General features: G+C 61.5%; 20 protein-coding genes. 13 read left to right on the top strand and 7 right to left on the bottom strand.

The features are described 5' to 3' along the window. The first annotated feature begins 64 nt into the window (after nucleotides 1-64). The 8 genes from ACYVNQ_RS16580 to ACYVNQ_RS16545 all read left to right on the top strand — a co-directional run bounded on the left by ACYVNQ_RS16580 (nucleotide 65) and on the right by ACYVNQ_RS16545 (nucleotide 7,647). Nucleotides 65-724, top strand: a complete 660-nt coding sequence (locus ACYVNQ_RS16580; protein ID WP_460903635.1) for a response regulator transcription factor — start codon at nucleotides 65-67, stop codon at nucleotides 722-724. A gap of 383 nt (nucleotides 725-1,107) precedes the next feature. After that, nucleotides 1,108-1,761, top strand: a complete 654-nt coding sequence (locus ACYVNQ_RS16575) for a hydrolase (protein WP_460903634.1) — start codon at nucleotides 1,108-1,110, stop codon at nucleotides 1,759-1,761. Nucleotides 1,762-1,836: 75 nt separating this feature from the next. After that, nucleotides 1,837-2,130, top strand: a complete 294-nt coding sequence (locus ACYVNQ_RS16570) for a XapX domain-containing protein (protein WP_460903633.1) — start codon at nucleotides 1,837-1,839, stop codon at nucleotides 2,128-2,130. Next, on the top strand, nucleotides 2,127-4,019 hold the full coding sequence (locus ACYVNQ_RS16565; RefSeq protein WP_460903632.1) for an amidohydrolase: 1,893 nt from the start codon (nucleotides 2,127-2,129) through the stop codon (nucleotides 4,017-4,019). The genes ACYVNQ_RS16570 and ACYVNQ_RS16565 overlap by 4 nt, the downstream gene beginning before the upstream one ends. Before the next feature lie 13 nt (nucleotides 4,020-4,032). Beyond that, on the top strand, nucleotides 4,033-4,458 hold the full coding sequence (locus tag ACYVNQ_RS16560; RefSeq protein WP_460903631.1) for a DoxX family protein: 426 nt from the start codon (nucleotides 4,033-4,035) through the stop codon (nucleotides 4,456-4,458). After that, complete coding sequence (locus ACYVNQ_RS16555; protein WP_460903630.1) at nucleotides 4,451-5,353, top strand: glyoxalase; 903 nt, start codon at nucleotides 4,451-4,453, stop codon at nucleotides 5,351-5,353. The genes ACYVNQ_RS16560 and ACYVNQ_RS16555 overlap by 8 nt, the downstream gene beginning before the upstream one ends. A 54-nt stretch (nucleotides 5,354-5,407) precedes the next feature. Continuing rightward, complete coding sequence (locus ACYVNQ_RS16550; RefSeq protein ID WP_460903629.1) at nucleotides 5,408-6,112, top strand: YoaK family protein; 705 nt, start codon at nucleotides 5,408-5,410, stop codon at nucleotides 6,110-6,112. Nucleotides 6,113-6,177: 65 nt separating this feature from the next. Then, nucleotides 6,178-7,647, top strand: a complete 1,470-nt coding sequence (locus ACYVNQ_RS16545; protein WP_460903628.1) for an alginate export family protein — start codon at nucleotides 6,178-6,180, stop codon at nucleotides 7,645-7,647. Nucleotides 7,648-7,704: 57 nt separating this feature from the next. Here the strand turns inward: ACYVNQ_RS16545 and ACYVNQ_RS16540 are convergent, their stop codons facing one another. The 4 genes from ACYVNQ_RS16540 to ACYVNQ_RS16525 form a co-directional block, all read right to left on the bottom strand. Next, the gene (locus ACYVNQ_RS16540) at nucleotides 7,705-8,646 is read right to left on the bottom strand and encodes a substrate-binding domain-containing protein (protein ID WP_460903627.1); all 942 of its coding nucleotides are present in this window, start codon (nucleotides 8,644-8,646) and stop codon (nucleotides 7,705-7,707) included. An 86-nt stretch (nucleotides 8,647-8,732) separates the two neighbouring features. After that, nucleotides 8,733-9,758 (bottom strand): ABC transporter permease, encoded by a 1,026-nt coding sequence (locus tag ACYVNQ_RS16535; protein ID WP_460903626.1) that lies wholly within the window; start codon nucleotides 9,756-9,758, stop codon nucleotides 8,733-8,735. A 52-nt stretch (nucleotides 9,759-9,810) separates the two neighbouring features. Continuing rightward, complete coding sequence (locus tag ACYVNQ_RS16530; RefSeq protein ID WP_460903625.1) at nucleotides 9,811-11,322, bottom strand: sugar ABC transporter ATP-binding protein; 1,512 nt, start codon at nucleotides 11,320-11,322, stop codon at nucleotides 9,811-9,813. Between the two features lie 55 nt (nucleotides 11,323-11,377). Continuing rightward, nucleotides 11,378-12,106 carry a GntR family transcriptional regulator gene (locus ACYVNQ_RS16525; RefSeq protein WP_460903624.1) on the bottom strand — a complete coding sequence of 243 codons (729 nt, stop codon included), beginning with the start codon at nucleotides 12,104-12,106 and terminating at the stop codon, nucleotides 11,378-11,380. Nucleotides 12,107-12,283: 177 nt separating this feature from the next. On the opposite strand from ACYVNQ_RS16525, the gene ACYVNQ_RS16520 reads away from it, so the two are divergent. Next, nucleotides 12,284-13,582: an L-fuconate dehydratase gene (locus ACYVNQ_RS16520; protein WP_460903623.1), complete on the top strand. Its 1,299-nt coding sequence runs from the start codon at nucleotides 12,284-12,286 to the stop codon at nucleotides 13,580-13,582. Nucleotides 13,583-13,630: 48 nt separating this feature from the next. Here the strand turns inward: ACYVNQ_RS16520 and ACYVNQ_RS16515 are convergent, their stop codons facing one another. After that, a complete protein-coding gene (locus ACYVNQ_RS16515) occupies nucleotides 13,631-14,263 on the bottom strand; it encodes a helix-turn-helix transcriptional regulator (protein ID WP_460903621.1) in 633 nt (210 codons plus the stop codon). Nucleotides 14,264-14,400: 137 nt separating this feature from the next. Between ACYVNQ_RS16515 and ACYVNQ_RS16510 the strand changes: the two genes are divergently transcribed. Further along, nucleotides 14,401-15,375, top strand: a complete 975-nt coding sequence (locus tag ACYVNQ_RS16510) for an ornithine cyclodeaminase family protein (protein WP_460903620.1) — start codon at nucleotides 14,401-14,403, stop codon at nucleotides 15,373-15,375. Nucleotides 15,376-15,439: 64 nt separating this feature from the next. Here the strand turns inward: ACYVNQ_RS16510 and ACYVNQ_RS16505 are convergent, their stop codons facing one another. After that, nucleotides 15,440-16,270, bottom strand: a complete 831-nt coding sequence (locus ACYVNQ_RS16505; protein ID WP_460903619.1) for a class I SAM-dependent methyltransferase — start codon at nucleotides 16,268-16,270, stop codon at nucleotides 15,440-15,442. A gap of 622 nt (nucleotides 16,271-16,892) precedes the next feature. Here ACYVNQ_RS16505 and ACYVNQ_RS16500 point away from each other — a divergent pair. From ACYVNQ_RS16500 to ACYVNQ_RS16490, 3 genes are read left to right on the top strand one after another with little or no spacing between them, the layout of a single operon-like run. Then, nucleotides 16,893-18,128 (top strand): efflux RND transporter periplasmic adaptor subunit, encoded by a 1,236-nt coding sequence (locus ACYVNQ_RS16500; protein WP_460903618.1) that lies wholly within the window; start codon nucleotides 16,893-16,895, stop codon nucleotides 18,126-18,128. Between the two features lie 14 nt (nucleotides 18,129-18,142). Further along, on the top strand, nucleotides 18,143-21,283 hold the full coding sequence (locus ACYVNQ_RS16495) for an efflux RND transporter permease subunit (protein ID WP_460903617.1): 3,141 nt from the start codon (nucleotides 18,143-18,145) through the stop codon (nucleotides 21,281-21,283). Nucleotides 21,284-21,336: 53 nt separating this feature from the next. After that, nucleotides 21,337-22,887, top strand: a complete 1,551-nt coding sequence (locus ACYVNQ_RS16490; protein WP_460904940.1) for an efflux transporter outer membrane subunit — start codon at nucleotides 21,337-21,339, stop codon at nucleotides 22,885-22,887. Here ACYVNQ_RS16490 and ACYVNQ_RS16485 read toward each other — a convergent pair. After that, nucleotides 22,843-23,332 (bottom strand): TetR/AcrR family transcriptional regulator (locus tag ACYVNQ_RS16485; protein ID WP_460903616.1); only part of this gene is annotated, 490 nt, incomplete at its 5' end. The two genes, ACYVNQ_RS16490 and ACYVNQ_RS16485, sit on opposite strands and share 45 nt — an antisense overlap.

The raw sequence follows: 23,332 nt of genomic DNA, 5'->3' as shown, positions 1-23,332 counted from the left end.
CGGCCCGGTTTCTATCGTACTGGTATCGAAGGCGATCACGTCGCTGCAACCCGGATCATCGTAAATGGTAATGTCGGTAGGAGAGGACAATGCGGCACCCGTCGTTTATGTGGTGGACGACGATGCGGCAATCTGCTTGTCTCTTGACTTGCTGCTTCGATCGGTCGGCTGGCAAGTGAAAACCTTTGCCAGCACCGCGGAGTTTCGAGCCAATCATTTCGATCAGCGGCCCGGCTGCCTTGTGCTCGACGTGCGCCTGCGTGGCGAAAGCGGACTCGTGTTTCAGCAGCAGAGCTACGACCGGCCCACCGTACCGATCATCTTCATGACGGGTTTTGCGGACGTCGAAATCTGCAAGCGGGCCATGAAAGGCGGTGCGATCGATTTTCTGGTGAAGCCGTTTGCAGACCAGGAATTGATCGATGCGGTCAGCGCCGCACTGTTGATCGACGAGAAGCGACGTGCCGCGGATAAGGTACGTCGCGAATTGCGCAGCGCGTATGAATTGCTGACACCGCGCGAGCGCCAGGTGTTGTCGCATGTGATCAGCGGCGCGCAGAACAAGCACATTGCATTGCATCTCGGCTTGAGCCTGATCACGGTGAAGCTGCATCGTGCCGCGGTGATGCGCAAGATGAATGTTTCGTCGCTGGCGGAGCTGGTTCGTAAGGCGACGACACTCGAGCTGTCCGCGGCGCCGTCACTCAGGGTGGTGAACGGCTAAGGACAGCTCGTTTCTATTCGCGCGCGGCGAGCGCGCGTTCTCCAGAGCCTAAAGAAAGAGCGCAAAGCGTTGCGGCTTCGCGCGTCTAGTCACGTCTGTCATGTTCAGCTGCGTCATGCAAATTTGCGTGGCAAAAAAGAAGCTACCGCTTAGTCAATCTAGACCGAGGTATAGCAAGTTGTGGCCAACGGCATGATAGAGCGGATGGCCAAGCTGCCCTAGACTGGTCTGCATTCCTCAAGCGTCTCGACGATCATCCCGTTCACATTCCTTTAGCACGCAATCGCCGCGCGCATGGCTAGACGTTGCCTTGTGCATCGCGCATTGCAAACCCGCGCAATTCACAAGACTTTGCGTGTCTTCAATCGACTGGAGTAATCGAAATGGCCCAAGCCCAAGCGAAACCTGGAAAAGCCCTGTTGTCGCCCAACGACCACACGCTGATCATGATCGACCATCAATCGCAGATGGCTTTTGCGACGAAGTCGATCGACGCCGTCTTGCTGCGCAACAACGTCGCACTGGTCGCGAAGGCCGCTCGCGAGTTCGGGGTATCGACGATCCTCACGACAGTTGCGGAAAAGACCTTCTCCGGTCCGATCTTCGAAGAAATCAGCTCGACCTTCCCGGGTCAGCAAACCATCGACCGCACGTCGATGAACACGTGGGAAGACGCGCGTATCACGGCGCGCGTCAACGAGATCGGCAAGTCGCGTCTCGTGCTGGCGGGCTTGTGGACCAGCGTGTGCATCGTCGGGCCGGCGCTGTCGGCGATCGAGCAGGGCTTCGAGGTCTACGTGATTGCCGATGCATGCGGCGACGTCTCCGACGAGGCTCACGAGCGCGCGCTAGATCGCATGGTTCAGATGGGCGCACGGCCGATGACGTCGCTGCAGTACCTGCTCGAACTGCAGCGCGACTGGGCACGCACCGATACCTACGACGAAACGGTCAAGACTTCGATTGCGCATGGTGGCGGTTACGGCCTCGGTCTGATCTACGCAAAGACGATGTTCGGCGGTTCGGAAGGGCACTGATTTTTCACGCCGGCTCGTTGTGCCGCCGGCTGGATCCGGTGGCGACGACCGGACCTATTCGACATCAGGGTACTCATGAAACTCTATCTGTTGTCGCTCGGAGCCGGCGTGCTGGTCGGCATCATCTACAGCCTGATCAATGTGCGCTCGCCAGCGCCGCCGCTCATCGCGCTGCTCGGGTTGCTCGGAATGCTCGGTGGCGAGCAGGTGATCCCGGTCGCGAAGAATCTGCTCGCCGGCACCACCTTCGCCGCTGCCTGGCGAAATAGTCAATGTTCGAGCCATATGTTTGGTCTGCTGCCCGGCCGTCACGGCAATGCGCGAACCGAAACCCGCATGGCCGACAACACGGATAAGACTCAGCTATGAATGCCTCTGTCAACGCACCGGATCTGGTGCTGCACAACGGCCGGTTCACCACGCTCGATCGTGCCAATCCCACGGCAACTGCGGTTGCGATCAAGGATGGCAAGTTCGTCGCAGTCGGCGGCGATGCCGAGGTAATGCGCGTCGCCGGTTCCGCCACGCGCGTGATCGACCTGAAGGGCCGCCCGGCATTGCCGGGTTTGATCGATAACCACACGCACATCATTCGCGGCGGGCTGAACTTCAACATGGAATTGCGCTGGGATGGCGTGCGCTCGCTTGCTGTCGCGATGGACATGCTGCGCGCGCAGGTTGCGATTACGCCAGCGCCGCAGTGGGTACGCGTGGTAGGCGGCTTCACCGAACATCAATTCGACGAGAAGCGTCTGCCGACCATCGACGAACTGAATGCAGTCGCACCCGATACGCCAGTGTTCATCCTGCATCTGTACGACCGGGCGCTGCTGAATGCGGCGGCATTGCGCGTGGTCGGCTATACGAAGGACACGCCGGCGCCGCCGGGCGGCCAGATCGTGCGCGACGGTGCTGGCAATCCGACCGGCCTGCTGCTGGCCAAACCGAATGCAGCGATCCTCTACGCGACGCTCGCAAAAGGCCCGAAGCTGCCGCTCGACTATCAGATCAATTCGACGCGCCACTTCATGCGCGAACTGAATCGATTGGGCGTGACCGGTGCGATCGATGCGGGCGGTGGCTTCCAGAACTATCCGGAAGACTATCAGGTGATCCAGAAGCTGTCGGACGCCGGGCAAATGACTATCCGTCTTGCGTACAACCTCTTTACGCAAAAGCCGAAGGCAGAGAAAGAAGACTTCATCAACTGGACGAAGTCGTCGACCTACAAGCAGGGCAACGATTATTTTCGCCATAACGGTGCCGGCGAAATGCTGGTGTTCTCGGCCGCGGACTTCGAGGATTTTCGCGTCGAGCGCCCGGACATGCCCGAGCAGATGGAAGACGATCTCGAGGGTGTAGTGCGTGTGCTTGCCGAGAATCGCTGGCCGTGGCGGATGCACGCGACTTACGACGAAACCATCTCTCGCGCGCTGGATGTGTTCGAGAAGGTGAACAGGGATGTGCCGCTCGCAGGCTTGCACTGGTTCTTCGATCATGCGGAGACGATCAGCGAGAAGTCGATGGACCGGATCGCGGCGCTAGGCGGCGGGGTTGCCGTGCAACACCGGATGGCCTATCAGGGCGAGTACTTCGTCGAGCGCTATGGCACGAAGGCCGCTGAAGCGACGCCGCCGGTGGCACGCATGCTTGAAAAAGGCGTGCGCACCTCCGCCGGGACCGACGCGACCCGAGTTGCATCGTACAACCCGTGGGTTGCGCTCGCGTGGCTCGTTACCGGCAAGACGGTCGGCGGTTTGCGGATGTATCCGCAGCGCAACTGCCTGAATCGCGAGACGGCGTTGCGCATGTGGACCGAGAAGGTCACGTGGTTTTCGAATGAGGAAGGCAGGAAAGGCCAGATTCAGGTTGGCCAGTTCGCCGATCTGATCGTGCCGGATCGCGATTTCTTTGCATGCGCGGAAGACGATATTGCCGATACGACGTCGCTGCTCACGGTCGTCGGCGGCAAGGTCGTGTACGGCGTGGATCAGTTCGCCTCGTTCGACGACTGTGCGGTGCCGCCGGCCATGCCGGACTGGTCGCCGGTGCGCCGCTTTGGCGGCTTTGGTGGATGGAAGAACGCCATCGGTGGAGAAGCTGCGCCGTTGCAGAAAGTTGCGGCGGCGGGATGCGGTTGTGCGTCCGGGTGTGGCGTGCATGGTCACGATCACCTGCGCGCGTGGTCGGGCAATGCGCCTACGTCGGACCTCAAAGGCTTCTGGGGTGCACTCGGTTGCGCCTGCTGGGCCGTTTGACGTGAAGGCTGGCATGCAAGACAACCCGTCGTGGGTTGCCGCGCTGCTCGGTCAGCGGTGGGTGTTGCCGCTGCTCCGGTTTGCGCTCGTATCGGCTTATCTGCTGGGCGGTGTGAACAAGCTGATGGATTTTCACGGCGCGCTGCTGGAGCAGCAGCATTTCGGTTTACGTCCGGCCGCGATATGGGCAGCCGCTGCGATCGCAGTGGAGATCGGCGGCTCGCTATGCGTGATTTTCAACCGGTTCGTGTGGCTCGGCGCGGGCGGCCTCGGCGCGCTGACGGCAGTGGCCATGCTGGTGGCGAACGACTTCTGGAATCGCACCGGCGTCGAGCGTTTCATCGCGCTGAACGGTTTTTTCGAGCATCTCGGGCTGTTGGGCGCGTTCGTGATGGTTGTGTGGATCGCAAATCTGAAGGAATTTTTTCACCATGCGTAATTTACGTTCTCTGGTTGCGGCGGTCATCGTCGCGAGTTCCATGGCTGCTGCGTTGCCGCTTGCGCACGCAAAGGCCGCGACGGCAGCCTCGCTTGCCGTCGGTCCGCAATACGACACGACGCACGTGTACGTCGAGCCGCAAGACTTCGATAAATTCACCGACAGCCTGGTGGCGACGTTCGGCGGCCACAAGTCCCGGCAAGGCGTGTTTCAGGTAACGCCGACACCTAGCCAGACGATGTCGCAGCTGGTGTTCACACCGGTCGGCACGCTATCGGTATTCGGCTTCAAGACGCCGGTGCCGTATCCGTTCGGCGGCGAACGTACCGGCTATCTGGTGACCGATATGGATGCCGCCGTGAAAGCGGCCAGGGCGCACGGCGCCGATGTGATCGTCGATACCTTCCCGGATCCGATCGGCCGCGATGCGATCGTGTCTTGGCCGGGCGGTGTGCATATGCAGCTTTACTGGCACACGCAGGCACCTCACTACGACGCGTTGCAGACGGTGCCGGAGAACCGCGTGTACGTCTCGCCCGAACGTGCCGATGCGCTAGTGCGCGATTTCACGATCTTTGCGCACGGCAAGGTGGTGTCGGACGTTCGCAATGCGCCGGGAGTCGAGATCGGCCGGTCTGGCGATACGTATCGACGTATTCGCGTGGAATCGGGCTTCGGCAAGATGACCGTGCTGGTCACCGACGGACACTTGCCTTACCCGTTCGGCCACGAAATGACCGGCTACGAGGTGAGCGACCTTGCGAGCACATTGCAGAAAGCACAAGCAGCGGGCGCGACCGTGCTGGTGCAGCCGTTTGCGTCGGATAAGCGCGACGCCGCGCTCGTGCAATTTCCTGGCGGCTATATCGCCGAGATTCACGCAGCAGCGAAGTAAGCCGGAAGCCGGCATGGCGCACAGCGAATGCAATCAATGCAGTGGAGCAGTGGGATGAAGTCGGAAGACAGTGTGCTTGCCGCGCTTGCCGGATATGTCGATACGCTGGGTTTTGTCGCGCTGTTCGGTCTTTTTACTGCGCACGTGACCGGCAACTTCGTGTTGATCGGAGCTGACATCGCAGGGTTCGGGCAGGGCGTGTTCCTCAAGCTGATGGCGTTTCCCGCATTTATCGGCGGCGTTGTTGTTTCCAGTCTGCTGGCGCGCCGGCAGCAGCTTGCGGGTCCGTTGCATGTGGCCTCGTTGCTGTATTCGCTGCAGGCGGTGTTGCTGCTCGCGTTTTGCATCGCCGGCATCGAAATTGGCCGCGCAGCGGATGCGAGTAGCTGGCCTACCGTCCTGTGCGGCATGGCGGGCGCAGCGGCAATGGGTGTGCAGAATGCGCACGGCCGGCTGGTTTCGCGCGCGTCCGTGCCGAACACCGTCATGACCGGCAATGTCACGCAGGTCATTCTCGACGCGGTCGATTTGCTGTCGCCGCATATCCAGGCCGACCTGAAAGCAGCAGCCCGTGCACGCCTCCAGAAGATGGTGCCTGCCGTCATCGCATTCGGTGTGGGCGCGGCGGGCGGCGCACTGGGCTATCGCGTCGCCGCGTTCTGGGCTTTGCTGCTGCCATTCGCTGTGCTGGCCGGACTGGCTGTGCTTGCGCGCCACGCGCATCGCGCCGCATTTGCGTCGCCCAGCGCTCACCGTTGATCGGGCCGGTCGCCGCTTCGTCCGCTACGCGCTCCGGCGCACCCGGTATTCCTGCAGGAGAGTAGATGTCTGAGCCCACACGGCCGCGTTCGTTTCCCGCTGTGGACGTGGCCGCTTATCTGATGATCGTGTTCGCGGGACTGCTGGCGCTGATCAGTTGCAAGGCGCGCGCGGACACCGAAGCTTATGCTGCACCGGGGACCGCCACAGCGTCCAGTTGCAACGCGAAACGGCCCGTCGTGATGTTCAACCGCTGGCAGGAAGACTGGTCGGTGCTGGCGAATTCCTGCGTACCGCGCGAACCGCTCGACGAATTGAAATACATTCCGCTTGGCGGCGACCCGGATTCGTATCTGTCGCTTGGAGCAAACCTGCGCGAACGGCTCGAAGTCAACGATGCGCCACTGTTCGGTCTCGGTGCGGCGCGCCCGGATACGTACGTGATCCAGCGCGCCGAGGTGAGTGCGGATGCACGCATCGGCAAGCACCTGCAATTCTTTGTGCAGCTGGAAGACGCGCGCGCATTCGACAAAGATCTGGTGTCGCCGGTCGATAAGAATCCGCTCGATCTCGAGCAAGGCTTCGTTGCGTGGTCCAGCGCGCTCGGACCGGGAACCGTCAAATTACGAATCGGCCGCCAGGAAATGGCGTTCGACTTGCAACGCTTCATTGCAGTGCGGGACGGCACGAACGTCAGACAGACCTTCGATGCAATCTGGGCCGACTATGAATTCAGCAAGTGGCGCGTGATCGGCTATGCAACGCAACCGGTGCAAAACCGGCCGGTCTCGGCATTCGACGACGTGTCGAACCGGCATCTGACCTTCAGCGGCGTGCGTTTCGAGCGCCAGGACGCGGGACCTGGGGATGTATCCGGCTACTACTCGCGCTACAACCGCAGCGGTGCGCATTTTCTCGACGCAACCGGCGACGAGCATCGCGATGTATTCGATTTGCGTTATACCGGCAAGGCCGGCCCCACGGACTGGGACATCGAGACGATGTATCAGTCCGGGCATGTCGGCAACAAGACGATTGCTGCGTGGGCACTTGGTTCGATTGCAGGCTATACGTTCGATACCGCGTGGGCGCCGCGCGTTGGCTTGCAGGTCGACGCGGCTTCGGGTGATCGTCATCCGGGTGATGGCCGCGTCGAGACCTTCAATCCGCTGTTTCCGAACGGCTACTACTTTGCGCTGGCAGGCTACACCGGGTACGCCAATTTGATTCACGTCAAACCGAGCCTGACCTTGAAGCCTTCCAGCAAGCTCACATTGCTTGCCGGCGTCGGCTTCCAGTGGCGGGTCACGACGGCTGATGCGGTGTATCAGCAAGGTAGCGCCGTGGTGCCGGGTACGGCCGGACGCGGTGCGTTATGGACCGGTGTGTACACGCAACTGCGTGCCGACTGGGAGGTCAAGGCGAATCTGATTGCTTCGGTAGAAGCCGTGCATTTTGCGGTAGGCGATTCGCTGCGCCGGCTCGGCGCAAGCAATGCGGACTATGTCGGCGTCGAGATGAAATATGGCTGGTAGACGGTAGAAGAGGAAGAGCGCCGCTCTTCCTCCATCATCACCGATTGCCAACGCCGTTCAATCGTAAAGCACGGCCGCGATCTTCGGATCGTTCATATTGCTCTTGTCGTACCAGTAAAAGCCGGTGTCGACTTTCTTCGGCAGTTTCTCGCCCTTCAAGGCCTTCACCGCGGATTCGACCACGCACTTGCCGATACCAACCGGATTCTGCGTGATGGCGCCGGCCATCAGGCCGGAGTTGATATCCTCTTTCTGTTCCTTGCCCGAGTCGTAGCCGATCAGCACGAGCTTCTTGCCCGACTCCTTCACGCCGATTGCCGCGCCTTCCGCCGAACCCTCGTTAGCGCCGAAGATTCCTTTGATATTCGGGTTCGCCTGGATCATCGCCTTGGCGATTTCAGCGGATTTCAGATGGTCGCCGCCGCCGTATTGCACGGAGACGATCTTGATGTTCGGGTGCTTCGCTTTCATCTCGTTCAGAAAGCCGTCGCGGCGGTCGATACCGGTGCGGCTGGTCTGATCGTGGACGATCACGCCGACGTCGCCGGCGTTGCCGATCAGCTCGGCCATCTTGTCGGCCGCGAGCGCGGCAGCGGCGAGATTGTCCGTCGCGCAGGTGGTGAGCGGAATGTCGCTGTCTACGCCGGAGTCGAATGCGATGACCGGAATCTTGCTGTTCTGCGCCCGCTTGAGCAGCGGAATTTCGGCCTTGCTATCGAGCGCCGCGATGCCGAGCGCCTGCGGTTTTTTCGCCAGCGCAGCCGACAGCATGTCGACCTGCTTGTCGACCATGGCCTCCGTTTCCGGGCCTTCGAATGTGATCCTGACTTTGTTTTCCTTCGCGGACTGTTCCGCGCCCGCTTTGACCGCCTGCCAGAACTGATGCTGGAAGCCCTTCGAGATCAGCGGGATGTACGGCTCATCCGCCTGCGCTACACCGATCGCGCCGAACAGGGCAGCGACGCCGACCGCAATTCCGATAAGTCTTGTTTTCGACATTCTGGTTCTCCTCCAAAGGTGGCTATTGATTCGCAGCTGTTGATGAAACCTCCAGGTAGTGCCGTTGCCATGGTTGCTGTGCTGCGTCAGCTTTTCTTGCGGCGCAGGATATCCGCATAGACCGCGAGAATGATGATCAGACCGGTCACCACGATCTGCCATTCCTGCGCCACCGACATGATGCGCAGGCCGTTGGTCAGCACGCTCATGATGAACGCGCCGATGATGGTGCCGAGAATGGTGCCCGAGCCGCCGCTAAGCGACGTGCCGCCGATCACGACCGCGGCGATCGCTTCAAGCTCGTAGCCTTGCCCAAGTGCCGGCTGCGCCGAATTCAGACGCGATGCCATCAGCAAGCCGGCGATGCCGCAAATCGCACCGCCTACGCCGTAAATGCAGATCTTCCATCGATCCACGTTCACGCCGGAAAGGCGTACTGCTTCTTCATTGCTGCCGAGCGCGAATGTATAGCGGCCCAGTGCGGTGCGGTTCAGCGTGATGGAACTCACGATAGCGAGAACGAACAGGATCAACACCGCGTTCGGGATCGGCACGCTCGGCAGAAAATAGCCGATCAGCGAATCCTGCGAGATCATGTAGAAGTTTTCCGTGTCGGTGAAGTAGATCGGCTTGTCGACCGAAACTACCAGCGAGAGCCCCTTGAGCAGCAACATCATGCCGAGCGTCGCGATGAACGGCGGGATCTTCATTTTCGCGGTCAAGGTGCCGGAGATCGTCCCGCACAGTGCGCCGGTGGCGATCGCCGCGACGATGCCGACCCACATCGGCAAATGCCAGTAGGTGAGAAATACCCCGCAAATCACGGCGGTAAACGTCATCAGCGTGCCGACCGACAGGTCGATGCCGCCGGTGATGATCACGAACGTGCTGGCGATTGCCAGCACGCCGTTCACTGCGGTCGCCTGCAGGATGCCGAGGATGTTGTCCATCTGCATGAAGGCGGGCGAAGCGAAGCTGAAAAAGATCAGCAGCAGGATCAGACTTGTGAACGCAAGCATCTTTTGCAGCGCCGTGGGCGCGAAGATGCGGGCCCTGAGGCTCGTCGTGCGCCGTTCGTCAGCCGGTGCCGCCATATCCGATTGCAGTGTCATGTAAGGGACCTTTGGGTGCTGATACGGTACTGATGCGCTGCTGCTGGAATACTCACGCCGCTTGCAGGCTTTCGCGCAGGGTCGCGAGGTGCATGATGCGTTCCTGCGTTGCGTCGCCGGCGGACAGTTCGCCGGTAATACGGCCCTCGCACATCACGACGATGCGGTCGCTCATGCGCAAAATCTCCGGTAGCTCCGACGAGATCATCACAATGGCTTTGCCTTGCGCCGCGAGCGCGCGCAGCAGCTTGTAGATTTCGCTTTTCGCGCCGACGTCGATGCCGCGTGTGGGCTCGTCGAAGAACAGCACGTCGCAGTCGCGCTCGAGCCACTTGGCAATGACGATCTTTTGCTGGTTGCCGCCCGATAGCAGCCGCACCGGCTGTGTCGCCGACGGCGTGCGGATCGCCAGCAGGTTGATGAAGTGCAACGCGCGCTTGCGCATTTGCGTGCGGCGCAGGAACGTATTGAACGACAGGAATTCGCGGAGATTCGACATGACGATGTTCGCTTCGACGTCCATGCCGGTGGCGAGCCCGAAGCGCTTGCGGTCTTCGGACAGGTAGCCGATGCCGCGCTTCACCGCGTCGCACGGCTTTTTGATCGACGCGCTGGCGCCGTTCACCAGAATTTCGCCGGATTCGATCGGGTCTGCACCGAACACCGCGCGCGCCACTTCTGTGCGGCCCGCGCCCATCAGGCCAGCGAAGCCGAGAATTTCGCCTTTGCGCAGCACGAAGCTGACGTCCCTGACCAATGGGCCGGCGTTCAGATGCCGCACTTCGAGCGCGACGTCGCCTGCCTGCGCAGTGTTTTCGACACGGGCGGCGTCGTTTAGCGTGCGACCGACCATCATGCCGATGATCGTCTCTACGCTGGTTTCGTGCGCGGAAACCGTCGCGACATATTCGCCGTCGCGCAGCACGGTGACGCGATCGGCGATCTGCTTGAGCTCGTCCATCTTGTGCGAGATGTAGACGATGCCGACGCCGCGTTCCTTCAATTGCCGGATGATGCGGAACAGCTCGGCGATCTCGGTGTCGTTGAGCGCCGAAGTGGGCTCGTCCATGATCAGCACGCGCGAATCGAACGACAAGGCCTTGGCGATCTCGACCATCTGCTGGCTGGCAACCGTCAACGTGCCGACCACCGTGCGCGGATTCAGATTCACATGCATGCGGCCGAGAATCTCGCGTGCCTGTGCGTTGAGCTTGTTCTCATCGAGGAACAGGCCGAGACCCATGCGCGGTTCGCGGCCGATGAAAATGTTCTGCGCGACGCTCAGATGATTCATCAGATGCAGTTCCTGATGAATGATGCCGACGCCGACCGCTTGCGCATCGCGCGGGCTCGAGAAATCGACGGGCCGGCCGTCGTAGACGATCTCGCCCGAATCTCGCGTATAGACGCCCGCGAGAATTTTCATCAGCGTCGATTTGCCCGCGCCGTTCTCGCCCATCAACGCATGCACTTCGCCGGGCATCAGTTCGAAGCGGACTTCGTGCAGTGCCCTCACGCCGGGAAAGCTTTTACTGAGCCTGCTGACCGAGATTAAAGGGTTCATGGTGCCGATCGCGCTGCACACTATGTGGGTTGGAGTTGACGTATTGCCTGCATGTTTAAGGCTCGAAAAGGCCCGGCCGCGCTTTTGCGGACCGGCGCAATTCAGCGACGACCTGATCGAGATGGTCATGCATGGCCTTGCCTGCCGCATCTGCGTCGCCGTCACGAATCGCCGCAAAGATGCGTTCATGCTCATCGAATGTATGCGCAAGCCGTTTGGGGCTTGCCAGCAGTTGCCTCGCGCGATCCAGCGCATTGCGCGATACCGCGACGATTTCTTTCACTCGCGGCAGCTTCACCGCATCCAGCAGGATTTCGTGAAACGCCAGATCGAGACCATGAAACGTAAGACGCTGACCCTTGCCGGCCAGATCGCGTTGCTGCTCGAGATTGGCGGCCAGCGCGTCGAGTGTGGCCTGATCGCGCAGCAGCGCAACGGCGCGCACGGTCTCCACTTCGAGCGCACTACGAATGAACAGGTGCTGACGGATGTCGTCGAGCGCGATCGGTTTGACGCGCGTGCCGCGCTGCGGCAATACCTCGACAAGACCGGCGTGCGCAAGCCTTGCCAGTGCCGCCGAGACCGGAAAGCGCGACACGCCCATCCGCTCGCAGACGGCTATCTTGTCGATCATCATTCCGGGTTCCAGCGCCAGCGTCACGATCGCATCTCTTAGCGCCTGTTCTACCGCGTCGGTCAAGCTGACGCGCTCACCGCCCTTGATCTTCTGCAGTGCAACGTACGGATCACTAACGGCACTCGCTGCATCGGATGAAGAGCTCACGGCGCGCTTGATTTCCTAAGGACATGCTAGCATGCTAGGAAGTGGATCCCGTGTTGTCAACGCGTGCAAATCCCTGGCGCGTCCTTAAGCTTGCATGCGCAACGATATGCATGCGAAGCGCTTCGTTTGTCTTCGCTGCATACGCAAGCCGACTCATTGCTCCCGGAGGATGCCCAGATGACCACGATCACGAAACTGTCTGTGCGCGACATCCGCTTTCCCACTTCGCGCTCGCTCGACGGTTCCGATGCAATGAATGCCGCGCCGGACTACTCGGCCACTTATGTGACGCTCGAGACCGATGCGCCGCAGCCGCTCACCGGCCATGGCCTGACGTTTACCATCGGCCGCGGCAATGAAATCTGCGTGACAGCGGTCAATGCGCTGTCGCCGCTCATCGTCGGCAAGAAGCTCGAAGATATTGCGGCGAATATGGGCGCGTTCTGGCGGGCCTTCACATCCGATAGTCAATTGCGCTGGATTGGCCCCGACAAGGGCGCAATTCATCTCGCAACGGCGGCGGTGGTCAATGCGGTGTGGGATTTATGGGCGAAGTCGGTCGGCAAGCCTGTGTGGAAGCTGCTGGTCGATATGAGCCCGGAAGAGTTGGTGCGCTGCCTCGACTTTCGCTACGTGACCGACGCCATCACGCCATATGAAGCACTTGCGATGCTGCATCGTCATGCAAGAACCAAAGGCGAGCGTGAGAAGGCGATGCTTGCTCAGGGTTATCCCGCGTATACGACGTCGGCCGGCTGGCTCGGCTACGACGACGACAAGATTCGCCGTCTTGCGCGCGAAGGTGTGGCGCAAGGCTGGACGCATTTCAAGCAGAAAGTAGGCGGCAATCTCGACGAAGACGTGCGGCGTGCCCGCATTCTGCGCGAAGAGATCGGTGCGGACCTGAAGCTGATGATGGACGCAAACCAGGTGTGGGATGTGGACGAAGCGGTCTCGAACATGCGGCGTCTTGCGGAGTTCGACCCGTGGTGGATCGAGGAGCCGACGAGCCCCGACGATATTCTGGGCCATGCGGCGATACGCGAGCGGCTTGGTACGATCGGCGTCGCAACCGGCGAGCATTGCCATAACCGCGTGATGTTCAAACAGTTGCTGCAGGCCAACGCGATCGACTTTTGCCAGATCGACAGTTGCCGTCTAGGCGGATTGAACGAAGTGATCGTCGTGCTGCTGATGGCGGCAAAATTCGGCGTGCCGGTGTGTCCGCATGCGGGCGGCGTCGGATTGTGCGAATACGTGCAGCATATTTCGCTGTTCGACTATATCTGCGTGTCGGGCTCGCTGGAAAACCGCGTGCTTGAGTACGTCGATCATTTGCACGAGCATTTCGTCGATCCGGTTGTGATTCGCAATGGCCGTTACATGCCGCCGCAACGGCCGGGTTATAGCATCGAAATGCACGCGGCGTCACTCGACAAGTACCACTTTCCCGCCGGCGAAGCCTGGCAGGGGTGACGCTTTTTGTGCAACCGGTGCGAAGAAGCCGGTTCAGCCGGCCACGCGTTATTTCGCGTCGTTATAAACCGTCGCGCGCGATACACCGAGATGCTGGGCAACGATCTCCATCGCGCGACGCACCTCCAGATAGCCCTCGTCTTTCAATTCCTGCATCAGTTCCTTGCGCTGCTCGGTCTTGAGCATGTGCGGCGTGGTGGCCAGCTTCGTCGCAAATACATCGATGCGTTCGCGGATCGCGTCCGCGTTGGCAGGATCCAGCGATTCTTTGACAGGCGTGCCTTCCGTGTTGCAAAACTGCCCGAGGATCGCCTGCATTCCGCGGAACAGCGTGACGTCGACGTTCAGACAAAGCGCCGCAATGTAGTTGCCGGTCGAGTCTTTGATGCCGATCGACGTGCTCTTCGCGGTGCGGCCATCCGAAAAGCGGTTTGCGTAATTCGCGAGTACCGGCGGATACGCGGCGTCTGCGATCCGCGCCAAACCGAGCTCGGTTGCCGGGTCGCCGACGGATCTTCCGGAAAGGTTGTTGTGGATGGCCAGAATGGCATGTTTCGGTGTGCGCAGATCGTGCACGACGACCTCGGTGAACGGCGCGAACATCTCGCCTAGCCCCTGTGCGATGCCTTGGACCTGCTCCAGCAGAGACTCTTGCTCTGATTTGACTTTGCGTTTTGCCATGTTCGACAGTTTATCCAGTGTTACGAAGAATGTGTAGGCGAGCGTCGTGCTCCACGACGGGTATCCGGTTATCTTGACTATTTGTCTAGTTATGGACAAAATATCCGTATCGAGTTCGCCATTTAACGGTCTCCGTCATGCCCACTGACGCAACACTCCTGCTTATCGACAAGGACACGGTAGAAGAAGCGCTGCGCACCGCGGACGTGCTGTCGGCGGTGCGGGAAGCCTTCGTGCTGCACAGCCGGCGCGTAGGCCGGGTGTTCCCGGTGGTCAGGGAGAAGCTCCATACCGGCGGCATCTTCGGCATCAAATCAGGCGATGTGGCGGATCAGAATCTGCTCGGTTTCAAGGCCGCGGGATTCTGGCCGAATAACCGGCAGCTTGGTGGCGAACCGCATCAGGCAACCATCATGTTGTGCGATCCTGCTACCGGCCGGCCGCTTTGTATGCTGGATGGCAATGCTATAACCACGGCTCGCACGGGTGCGGCCGGCGGCCTGGGTTTACAGCGGCTGGCGCGCGCGGATAGCACGCATCTGTCGATCTTCGGAACCGGTGTTCAGGCGCGTGTCCAGCTGACCTACGCGTTGCGGATTCTGCCTGGCCTGCGCGACGTGCGGTATGTCAGTGTGTCCGGCGAACCGGATGAAGGTTTCGAGTCCCTGTTTCGCAGCCGATGCGCGATTCAACTGGCCACCGATCGCGACGAGGCCGTCGCAAACAGCGACGTGGTGATCACCGCTACGCCGGGCGGCAGCGTTCTGTTCGACGCCGAGGAGGCGGTACAGCCCGGCACGCATCTGACCTGTGTAGGCGCCGATACGGCCGGCAAGCGCGAGTTACCGCAAGGGGTGCTTGAGCGCGCTCGCATCGTCGTCGACGATATCGAGCAGGCGCGATCGATTGGAGAGTGCCAGTGGGCACCGGCGCTTCCGTGCATCGAGATCGGCGCGTTGCTGACGGACGAAGCCGGTTTCGCGCGCGCCGCCGGCGATATCACCGTATTCGACATGACCGGGCTTGCGTTGCAGGATCTCACGGTCGCCCGGCTGCTTTACCAGAGCACACTGGCCGGTGCGAAAGGCATGCGCATCGCGTGGCCGTGGTGACAAGCGTATGGCGACAAACGTATGGTGACAAGCGGCACGATGGCAGGCGCACGATTGAACGTGCCTAGGGCTTCGTAACGATCGCCTGTATGAGCCCGGCCCGCCCTTCGCGCAGGTTGCGCGCGAGATTCTTCGTCATTTCAGCGAAGCCCGGCCCCATCACAACGTGCAGGCCGAGCGCATGCCTGGCCGGCTGGCTTGCGAAGGCTTTCTCCCGTTGCGTGAACCAGTCGATGCCCGCCTGCGTGCTATCCGACCACGCGGCAACGCGGAATTTCTGCTCGAGCAACAGATTGCGCATCTGTTCCGCGGTGACCAGGAAGCTGGTCTGCGCAGTGAGTGCCCACGGCACCGGATAGTGCAAAGGCGCGTCGGAAGCCGCCACGACGTCGTATATCGCAAGCTGGCCGCCCGGCCGCAATACGCGAAATGCCTCTTTATACAAGGTGGCGCGATCCGCGATGTTCATCGCGACATGCTGTGTCCACGCGAGATCGAACGAGTCCGCATCGAACGGAAGCGATAGCGCATTTGCGCAGTGGTAGCTGACCTGGTCCGCAAGCCCGGTTCGTTCCGCGAGGAATTTCGCCGCATCGACGTAGGGCTGATTGAGGTCGATGCCCGTTACCGTGCAGCCATAGTTCGCCGCCAGATAGCGGGAAGGTCCACCTAAACCCGAGCCAATATCGAGCACGCGGGCTTGCCGGTCGACTTGCAGCGCTTGCGCGAGTTCTACTGTGGCTTCGAGGCCGCGCGAATGAAATTGATCCAGTGGTGCGAGGTCTTGCACGCTCAACGCTTTTTCGCCGAGGCCGTCTGCGTTCAGTGCCTGTTGCAAGCGCTCGATCAAGCTGGCTTGCCCGTAATGCTGTTCGATCTTGTCCGTATCGTTCACGCTCTTCTCCTGTTCCGGTCTGACAGAGACAAGCGCTCATCGCGATGCTTGAGCCACGACGAGAGCTACAACGGAGCGCAGTCTATCCCGCACGACAAGCAGCGGGTATCGCCGTTCGCGACAACCTTGAGGGCATTTCCGCCAATGCGCCATGCTCGCCTTCGTGTGCGTCTTCACACACCACGCTCGTGCAGACCATCTATCGTACTCGCCAAAAAAAAGCGCACGGTGCTGGCCGTGCGCCGCGACAGAAGAAGGACAGGGTAGGAGGGAGCACTTCAACATGCCGCAAAAGAATGGACGCGTGTTACACGCTTGCGCCGGCATTCTGTCGATGTCATGTCTGGAAGATCATCGGCAGCGGCAGATTAGCGCAAGCCGTTATACGTATATATCGGTTGCCTGTGAACACAGATACCGGCAGGCACGAACAATCCGTCAAAGCCATGCAGGCAAAGGATTTGCCGAGGGAAGACCAGTATTGCTGCGCGGGTAGAAATATGAAAGCGCTTGACCAGATAGATTTCACATGTAATCTAACCCGTCTTGGAGTGTTATCAACATCTAATTGTTCGAAGGTCTTCGCCCAGGCGATGTCTTCAGTTCTCGAGGGTGATTGCAGGTGGATACTAAAACTCGACCGGACGACGTGCTCGTGCGCCGCGGCCAATCCGACAACGCGAAAGGCCGCGTCAGGGTAGCAGCGATCGTGGCGGCTATTGCGATCGCCGGCGGCGGTACCTGGTTCTATCACAGGCACGGGGCCAGTGACGACGCTGCACCAGCAAAAGCGGCGCCATTGCATGAAGTGACGGTTAGTCATCCGTTGGTCCGCGAACTCGATACGCGTCTGGGCTTTCTCGGCCAGTTCTCGGCGGTGGATCAAGTGGAAATGCGCGCGCAGGTGGGCGGCACGCTAACGGGCATTCACTTCAAGGATGGCGACATCGTGCACAAGGGCGATCTGCTGTTCACGATCGACCCGGTGCCGTACGAGATCCGGCTTGCACAGGCGCAGGCGCAGCAGCAGACCTCAGCTGCGCGTCTGGTGCTGGCGAAACAGGAACTGGCGCGGGCCGAGGAGCTTGAACGCAACGACGCAGGCACCAGGGAAACCGTCGAGCAGCGCACCTCCGAACTGCACACCGCGCAAGCGGCGCTCGACGACGCGCAGGCGCAGATTCGCGACGCCCGTTTCGACCTCGATCATTGCCGCATCAGTGCGCCGTTTACCGGTCGCATCGGCCGGCATCTTGTGTCGATCGGCAATCTGGTGGCAGGTAGCCGCGCGGCCACGAGCCCGACCACACTGCTGGCCACGCTCGTCTCGCTCGATCCGATCTATCTGGATTTCGACATGAGCGAAGCGGACTATCAAACGTTCCAGCACTTCCGCGGCGATGCGCGCAGCGCACTCGCGAATCGCGTCGAACTCGCGTCGGGCAACACCACCGACTACACCCGCAACGGCACGCTCGATTTCATCGACAACGCGATCGACCGTTCGAGCGGCACGATCCACGCTCGCGCGACGGTGCGCAATGCCGACCTGCTGTTGACGCCCGGCGAATTCTCACGCGTGCGGCTGGCCGTTGCGCGTCCCGCCGCAACCTTGCTGGTACCCGACGCAGCGGTGTTGCCCGACCAGTCCGAGCACCTCGTGTTGACGGTCGCGGCCGACGGCACGGTGGTGCCCAAGCGTGTCGAGACCGGCGACCTGCGCGGCGGCCTGCGCGTGATCAGTTCCGGCCTGTCCGGCAGCGACCGCGTGATCGTCGACGGCTTGCCGTATGCCGCACCGGGCGCGAAGGTGGCGACGCGCGATGGTGCGATTCGCTACCAGGCGGAACAGAACTAGCGGATACCCAAGCCATGCGGATTGCCCATTTCTTTATCGACCGGCCGCGGTTCGCGACGGTCGTCAGTGCGTTTTTGACCTTGATCGGCCTCGGTGCGATGTTCGTGCTGCCGGTCGCGCAGTATCCCGAGATCGTGCCGCCGACGGTGCAGATCACCACGTCCTATCCTGGTGCATCGGCGGAGACGATTGCACGCACCGTGGCGACGCCGCTCGAGCAGCAGATCAACGGCGTCGAGAATATGTTGTACATGAGCAGCCAGTCGACCGGCGACGGACGTCTTACTGTGACTGTGACGTTTCGCATCGGCACCGATCTGAACGTCGCGCAGATGCTCACGCAAAATCGCGTGCAGGATGCGTTGCCGCGGCTGCCTGAAGACGTGCAGCGCTTAGGTGTGCAAGTGCGCAAGTCGACGCCGAGCATCTTGCTGGCGGTGCACTTGTACTCGCCGGACAACACGCGCGACACGCTCTATCTGTCGAACTATGCAACGCTGCACGTGAAAGACACGCTGGCGCGCTTGCAGGGCGTTGGCGACGTGCAGTTCCAAGGCGCGCGCGAGTACGCGATGCGTATCTGGATCGATCCGGACAAGGTGGCCGCGAACAATCTGACCGCGAGCGAAGTGCTGAACGCATTGCGTGCGCAGAATCTGCAGGTATCGGCGGGTGTGTTGAATCAGCCGCCTGTCGCAACCAATGCCGCGTATCAGATCAACGTCGAGGCGCTTGGCCGGCTCAGCACGCCTGATCAGTTCGCCGACATCGTCGTGAAGTCGGATGGGCAAGGGCGCGTGACGCGCGTGCGCGACGTCGGCCGCGTCGAAGTCGGGGCCGCCGATTACGGCTCGACGGCATTCAAGGATCTCAAGGACGCCTCTTGTCTGCTGATCTATGCGGAGCCGGGTGCCAACTCGCTGGCCGTCGAGAAGGAAGTGCACGAATCCATGCGGGCGCTGCAGAAGGATTTCCCCGCTGGCCTCGACTACGAGATCATCTACGATCCGACCATCTTTATCGGCAAGTCGGTCCATGAGGTGGTGCTGACGATTTTCATCGCGATCCTGCTGGTGGTCGGCGTGGTGTTCGTGTTCCTGCAGAACTGGCGCGCGACGATTATTCCGGTGGTCGCGATTCCGGTGTCGCTGCTGGGCTCGTTTATCGTGCTCGCGATGTTCGGCATATCGCTGAACAATCTTTCGCTATTCGGGCTGGTGCTGGCGGTGGGGATTGTCGTCGACGATGCGATCGTCGTGGTCGAAAACGTCGAACGCAATATGCGCGCGGGTATGTCGCCGGTCGAAGCCGCGCACTACACGATGGACGAAGTGGGCGGCGCGCTGTTGTCGATCGCGCTGACGTTGTGCGCGGTGTTCGTGCCGTCGGCGTTCCTGAGCGGTATTTCAGGGCTGTTTTTCAGGCAGTTCGCGGTGACCATCGCTGCGTCGACCGTGATCTCGTGTTTCGTTTCGCTGACGCTGAGCCCGGCGCTGTGCGCGGTGCTGTTCAAGCCGCATGAAGCGCATGACGAGACTCATCGAGGCTGGGCGTCGCGCATGCTTCACGCGAGCTTCGACAGCTTCAACCGCGGTTTCGAAAAGCTGTCGTTCGGCTACGGCAATCTCACCCGCCGGCTGGTGGGTGGGTTGACCATCATGCTGGTTATCTACGTCGCGCTGATCGGTCTGACGGGGTTCCAGTTTTCGCGCACGCCGACGGGCTTTATTCCGGAACAGGATCAGGGCTATCTGATTACCGTGATCCAGCTGCCGCCGGGCGCGTCGCTAGAACGCACGGAAAAAGTGGTGCGTCAGGCCGCCGACATCGTTCTGCACACCAAGGGTATCGAACACGTTGCGCCGTTTGTCGGGCTCGACGCGACCACGCTGACGGTCGCGTCCAATGCGGGTACGGTGTTTTCGGGCTTGCCGTCGCTGTATAACCACGAGCTGCCCGGCGTGACGGCCAATACGGTGCTGGCCGATCTGCGCAAGCGCCTGTCGGTGATCAAGGACGCGTACGTGCTGACGATCCCGCCGCCGCCGGTGCAGGGCATCGGCAGTGCGGGCGGCTTCAAGATGATGCTGGAGGACCGCGGCGGCCTGGGTTCCGAAGCGCTGGTCAATGCAGCCAAAGCGCTGGTCGCGGCGGCCAACAAAGATCCGCATTTCGCGGGTGCATTTACGCTGTTCAATGCAGGCTCGCCTTCGGTGTTCGCCGATATCGACCGCGTGAAGGCGCAGAAAGTGGGCCTCACGCCCACCGACGTGTTCGCGACGCTACAGGTGTATCTGGGCTCGCAGTATGTGAACGACTTCAACTATCTGGGCCGTACCTATGAAGTGATCGTGCAGGCCGACGGCAGCTTCCGCCGCACGGCTAATGACATCACGCGGCTGAAGGCGCGCAATCAGGCTGGCGAGATGGTGCCGATCGGCACGGTCGCACAACTGCGGGACCGCACGATTCCGTACCGCGTGCCGCGCTACAACCTGTACCCGGCGGCCGAAGTGCAAGGTGTTGCGGCGCCTGGCGTGGCGACGGGTACCGCGTTGCACCAGATGGAGGTGCTCGCGCATCAGGTGCTGCCGCAAGGCATCAGCTTCGAATGGACCGAGCTCGCGTATCAGCAGCAGCAACGCGGCACGCCGACACTGGTGGTGTTTGGCGCAGCGGCATTGTTCGTGTTCCTCGTGCTGGTCGCGCAATACGAAAGCTGGAAGCTGCCGCTCGCGATCGTGCTGATCGTGCCGATGTGTATTCTCGCGTCGGTCACCGGCCTCTCGCTGCGCGGCATGCCGATCGATATCCTCGCGCAGATCGGCTTTGTGGTGCTGGTGGGGCTGGCGGCGAAGAACGCCATTCTGATCGTCGAATTCGCGCGGCAGAAGGAGAACGAGGGGTCGTCGGCCGTGTCTGCAGCCGTGCATGCGGCACGTACGCGTCTGCGGCCGATTCTGATGACGTCGTTCGCGTTCATTCTGGGTGTTGCCCCGCTCGCAGTCGCGACCGGCGCGGGCGCGGAAATGCGGCAGTCGCTTGGCACCGCGGTGCTGTTCGGCATGTTGGGTGTGACCGGCTTCGGCCTGTTGTTTACGCCGGCGTTTTATGTGTTTATTCGCCGGTTCGGCCGCAAGGAGCGTGCTGAATGATCAAGCTCATGGAGACGCGCGCGTTGCCGCGCGCAAACAGGCTCGCGCAGTGGATGGGATTGTCGCTCGCGTCGCTGGTGTCGCTGTTGGCCGGCTGCGCAGTCGGACCCGACTACGTGCCGCCCGCCACGCAACTTCAGCCGTTCCAGCACACGCCCAGCGCAGCAAGCGATGGTGCGCAGCGCACGGCGCCGCCGCTCGATACATGGTGGACGGGCTTCGACGATCCGATGTTGGTCACGATTGTCAATCGTGCGCTGGCGCAAAACCTCGATCTGGCCGCTGCGTTTGCACGCGTGCAGCAGGCGCGCGCAGTGGCGCAGTCGGCCGGTGCGCAGCTGTTACCGACGCTCGATCTCGATGCGTCGGCCACCGCCGAGCATCAAAGCTTGACGAGTCCGGTGGGTTCGCTTGCGCGGACTTTCCCCGGTTATAGCCGCGACCAGCGCGAATACACGGTAGGTGCTGCGGCGAGCTGGGAAATCGATCTGGCGGGCGGCTTGCGGCGCAATGCGGCCGCGGCGGCGGGCGAGTTGCAGGCCGCGCAGGCCGATCAACTGGGCACGCGGGTGACGGTGGCCGCGGATGCAGCCGATGCGTATCTACAGGTGCGCGGCTTCCAGGCGCGTCTTGCGGTCGCGCAGGATCAGATCGAAACCGACGCGAAGCTGCTCGAACTCGTGCGTGCGCGTCGCCATGCGGGCGCGGCCGATGAACGGGAGATCGCGCAGGCCGAGGCGTTGCTGAGGCAAGCGAGGACCGTGGTGCCGACGCTGCGTGCCAATCTGTCCGCGCAGTTGAACCGGCTCGACGTGCTGATGGGGGCGCAGCCAGGCACTTACGCAAGCGAGCTCACGCCAGCAAACGGACAGGCAAACGGGCAAGCGGGCGCCATTCCGGCGATACCGCCGATCACCGCGCAAGCGAGCCCGACCGACGTGTTACGCCGGCGCCCTGACGTGATCGCCGCCGAACGCCGTCTCGCGGCGTCGAACGAGCGGATCGGCGCGGCGCTGTCCGACTACTATCCGAAGCTGTCGCTATCGGGGTTGCTGGGCTTCGACAGTTTGAACACCAACGATCTGTTCACTGCACGTGCGTTCCAGCCGGCGATTACCGGCGGATTGCGCTGGCGTCTGTTCGACTTCGGCAAGGTGGACGCCGAAGTGCAGTCCGCGCGTGGCGCAAATGCGGAAGCGCTGGCCGTGTATCGGCAAACCGTGCTGAAGGCAGCCGAAGACGTCGAAAACGCGTTCGTGTCGCTGACCGAAACGCAGGCGCGCCGCGTGGAACTGGATGGCGAAGTGGCATCGTTGCAGCGCGCTCGCGACCTGTCCGAGCGGGCCTACCGGGCTGGCTCGATCACGCTCACAGACGTGCTGGATGCGGACCGGCAACTGCTGGTTGCACGCGACGATCTCGATGCCACGCGCGCAGATGCGGCGCGCGCTGCGGTCGCGGCATTCCGTGCGTTGGGCGGTGGCTGGTCGACGGGTATCGCGCAACAGGCACCGGCGCAACAAGCACCGGCAGTGTCCGCGGCGCCCGCGCAAGGCGGCCTATTGCAGCAGCGCCTTTCGAGCCTCGCGCAGGATCGAGGCTGACAACTTCTCGTCGTTGACCATGCGCGCCACGGTCAACGCGCCAATCATCGTCGACACGATGACGAGCGCTTTCTTTTTGGCCGCGGCAGGCGGCAGTTCGGTGAGGTGGCTGGCGATCAGGTCGATAAGACTGACCATGCCGGCCGTCGCCTTGTCGCGCATCTGATCGCTGCCGCGCGCCAGTTCACTTGCCAGTGCAACAAAAAAGCAGCCGCCGCTCTGGTCGTCGCGGTGTTCGGGCGACAGGTAGTCGGCAAACGCCGCAGTGAAGCTTTGATTGCCCGGCGCGTGCTCCATTTTCTTTGCCAGCGATTCGCGCATGTCGTCTAGCGCCAGTTGCAACGCCTCGATCGCCACCTGTTCCTTCGACTCGAAGTGCTTGTAGAACCCGCCATGCGTGAGGCCAGCCTCCGCCATCAGATCGGCGAGCGCGGTGTTGTCGATG

It is taken from the genome of Paraburkholderia jirisanensis (assembly GCF_054782355.1).
This window is presented reverse-complemented; position numbering and strand designations above follow the sequence as displayed.

What these genes read in the sequence shown, in the direction of transcription:
- ACYVNQ_RS16550 (WP_460903629.1), top strand. Translation starts at nt 5,408, where the DNA reads ATGAAGTCGGAAGACAGTGTGCTTGCCGCGCTTGCCGGATATGTCGAT.
- ACYVNQ_RS16570 (WP_460903633.1), top strand. Translation starts at nt 1,837, where the DNA reads ATGAAACTCTATCTGTTGTCGCTCGGAGCCGGCGTGCTGGTCGGCATC.
- ACYVNQ_RS16520 (WP_460903623.1), top strand. Translation starts at nt 12,284, where the DNA reads ATGACCACGATCACGAAACTGTCTGTGCGCGACATCCGCTTTCCCACT.
- ACYVNQ_RS16575 (WP_460903634.1), top strand. Translation starts at nt 1,108, where the DNA reads ATGGCCCAAGCCCAAGCGAAACCTGGAAAAGCCCTGTTGTCGCCCAAC.
- ACYVNQ_RS16565 (WP_460903632.1), top strand. Translation starts at nt 2,127, where the DNA reads ATGAATGCCTCTGTCAACGCACCGGATCTGGTGCTGCACAACGGCCGG.
- ACYVNQ_RS16555 (WP_460903630.1), top strand. Translation starts at nt 4,451, where the DNA reads ATGCGTAATTTACGTTCTCTGGTTGCGGCGGTCATCGTCGCGAGTTCC.
- ACYVNQ_RS16580 (WP_460903635.1), top strand. Translation starts at nt 65, where the DNA reads ATGGTAATGTCGGTAGGAGAGGACAATGCGGCACCCGTCGTTTATGTG.
- ACYVNQ_RS16530 (WP_460903625.1), bottom strand. Translation starts at nt 11,322, where the DNA reads ATGAACCCTTTAATCTCGGTCAGCAGGCTCAGTAAAAGCTTTCCCGGC.
- ACYVNQ_RS16515 (WP_460903621.1), bottom strand. Translation starts at nt 14,263, where the DNA reads ATGGCAAAACGCAAAGTCAAATCAGAGCAAGAGTCTCTGCTGGAGCAG.
- ACYVNQ_RS16490 (WP_460904940.1), top strand. Translation starts at nt 21,337, where the DNA reads ATGGGATTGTCGCTCGCGTCGCTGGTGTCGCTGTTGGCCGGCTGCGCA.
- ACYVNQ_RS16540 (WP_460903627.1), bottom strand. Translation starts at nt 8,646, where the DNA reads ATGTCGAAAACAAGACTTATCGGAATTGCGGTCGGCGTCGCTGCCCTG.
- ACYVNQ_RS16495 (WP_460903617.1), top strand. Translation starts at nt 18,143, where the DNA reads ATGCGGATTGCCCATTTCTTTATCGACCGGCCGCGGTTCGCGACGGTC.
- ACYVNQ_RS16510 (WP_460903620.1), top strand. Translation starts at nt 14,401, where the DNA reads ATGCCCACTGACGCAACACTCCTGCTTATCGACAAGGACACGGTAGAA.
- ACYVNQ_RS16535 (WP_460903626.1), bottom strand. Translation starts at nt 9,758, where the DNA reads ATGACACTGCAATCGGATATGGCGGCACCGGCTGACGAACGGCGCACG.
- ACYVNQ_RS16545 (WP_460903628.1), top strand. Translation starts at nt 6,178, where the DNA reads ATGTCTGAGCCCACACGGCCGCGTTCGTTTCCCGCTGTGGACGTGGCC.
- ACYVNQ_RS16560 (WP_460903631.1), top strand. Translation starts at nt 4,033, where the DNA reads ATGCAAGACAACCCGTCGTGGGTTGCCGCGCTGCTCGGTCAGCGGTGG.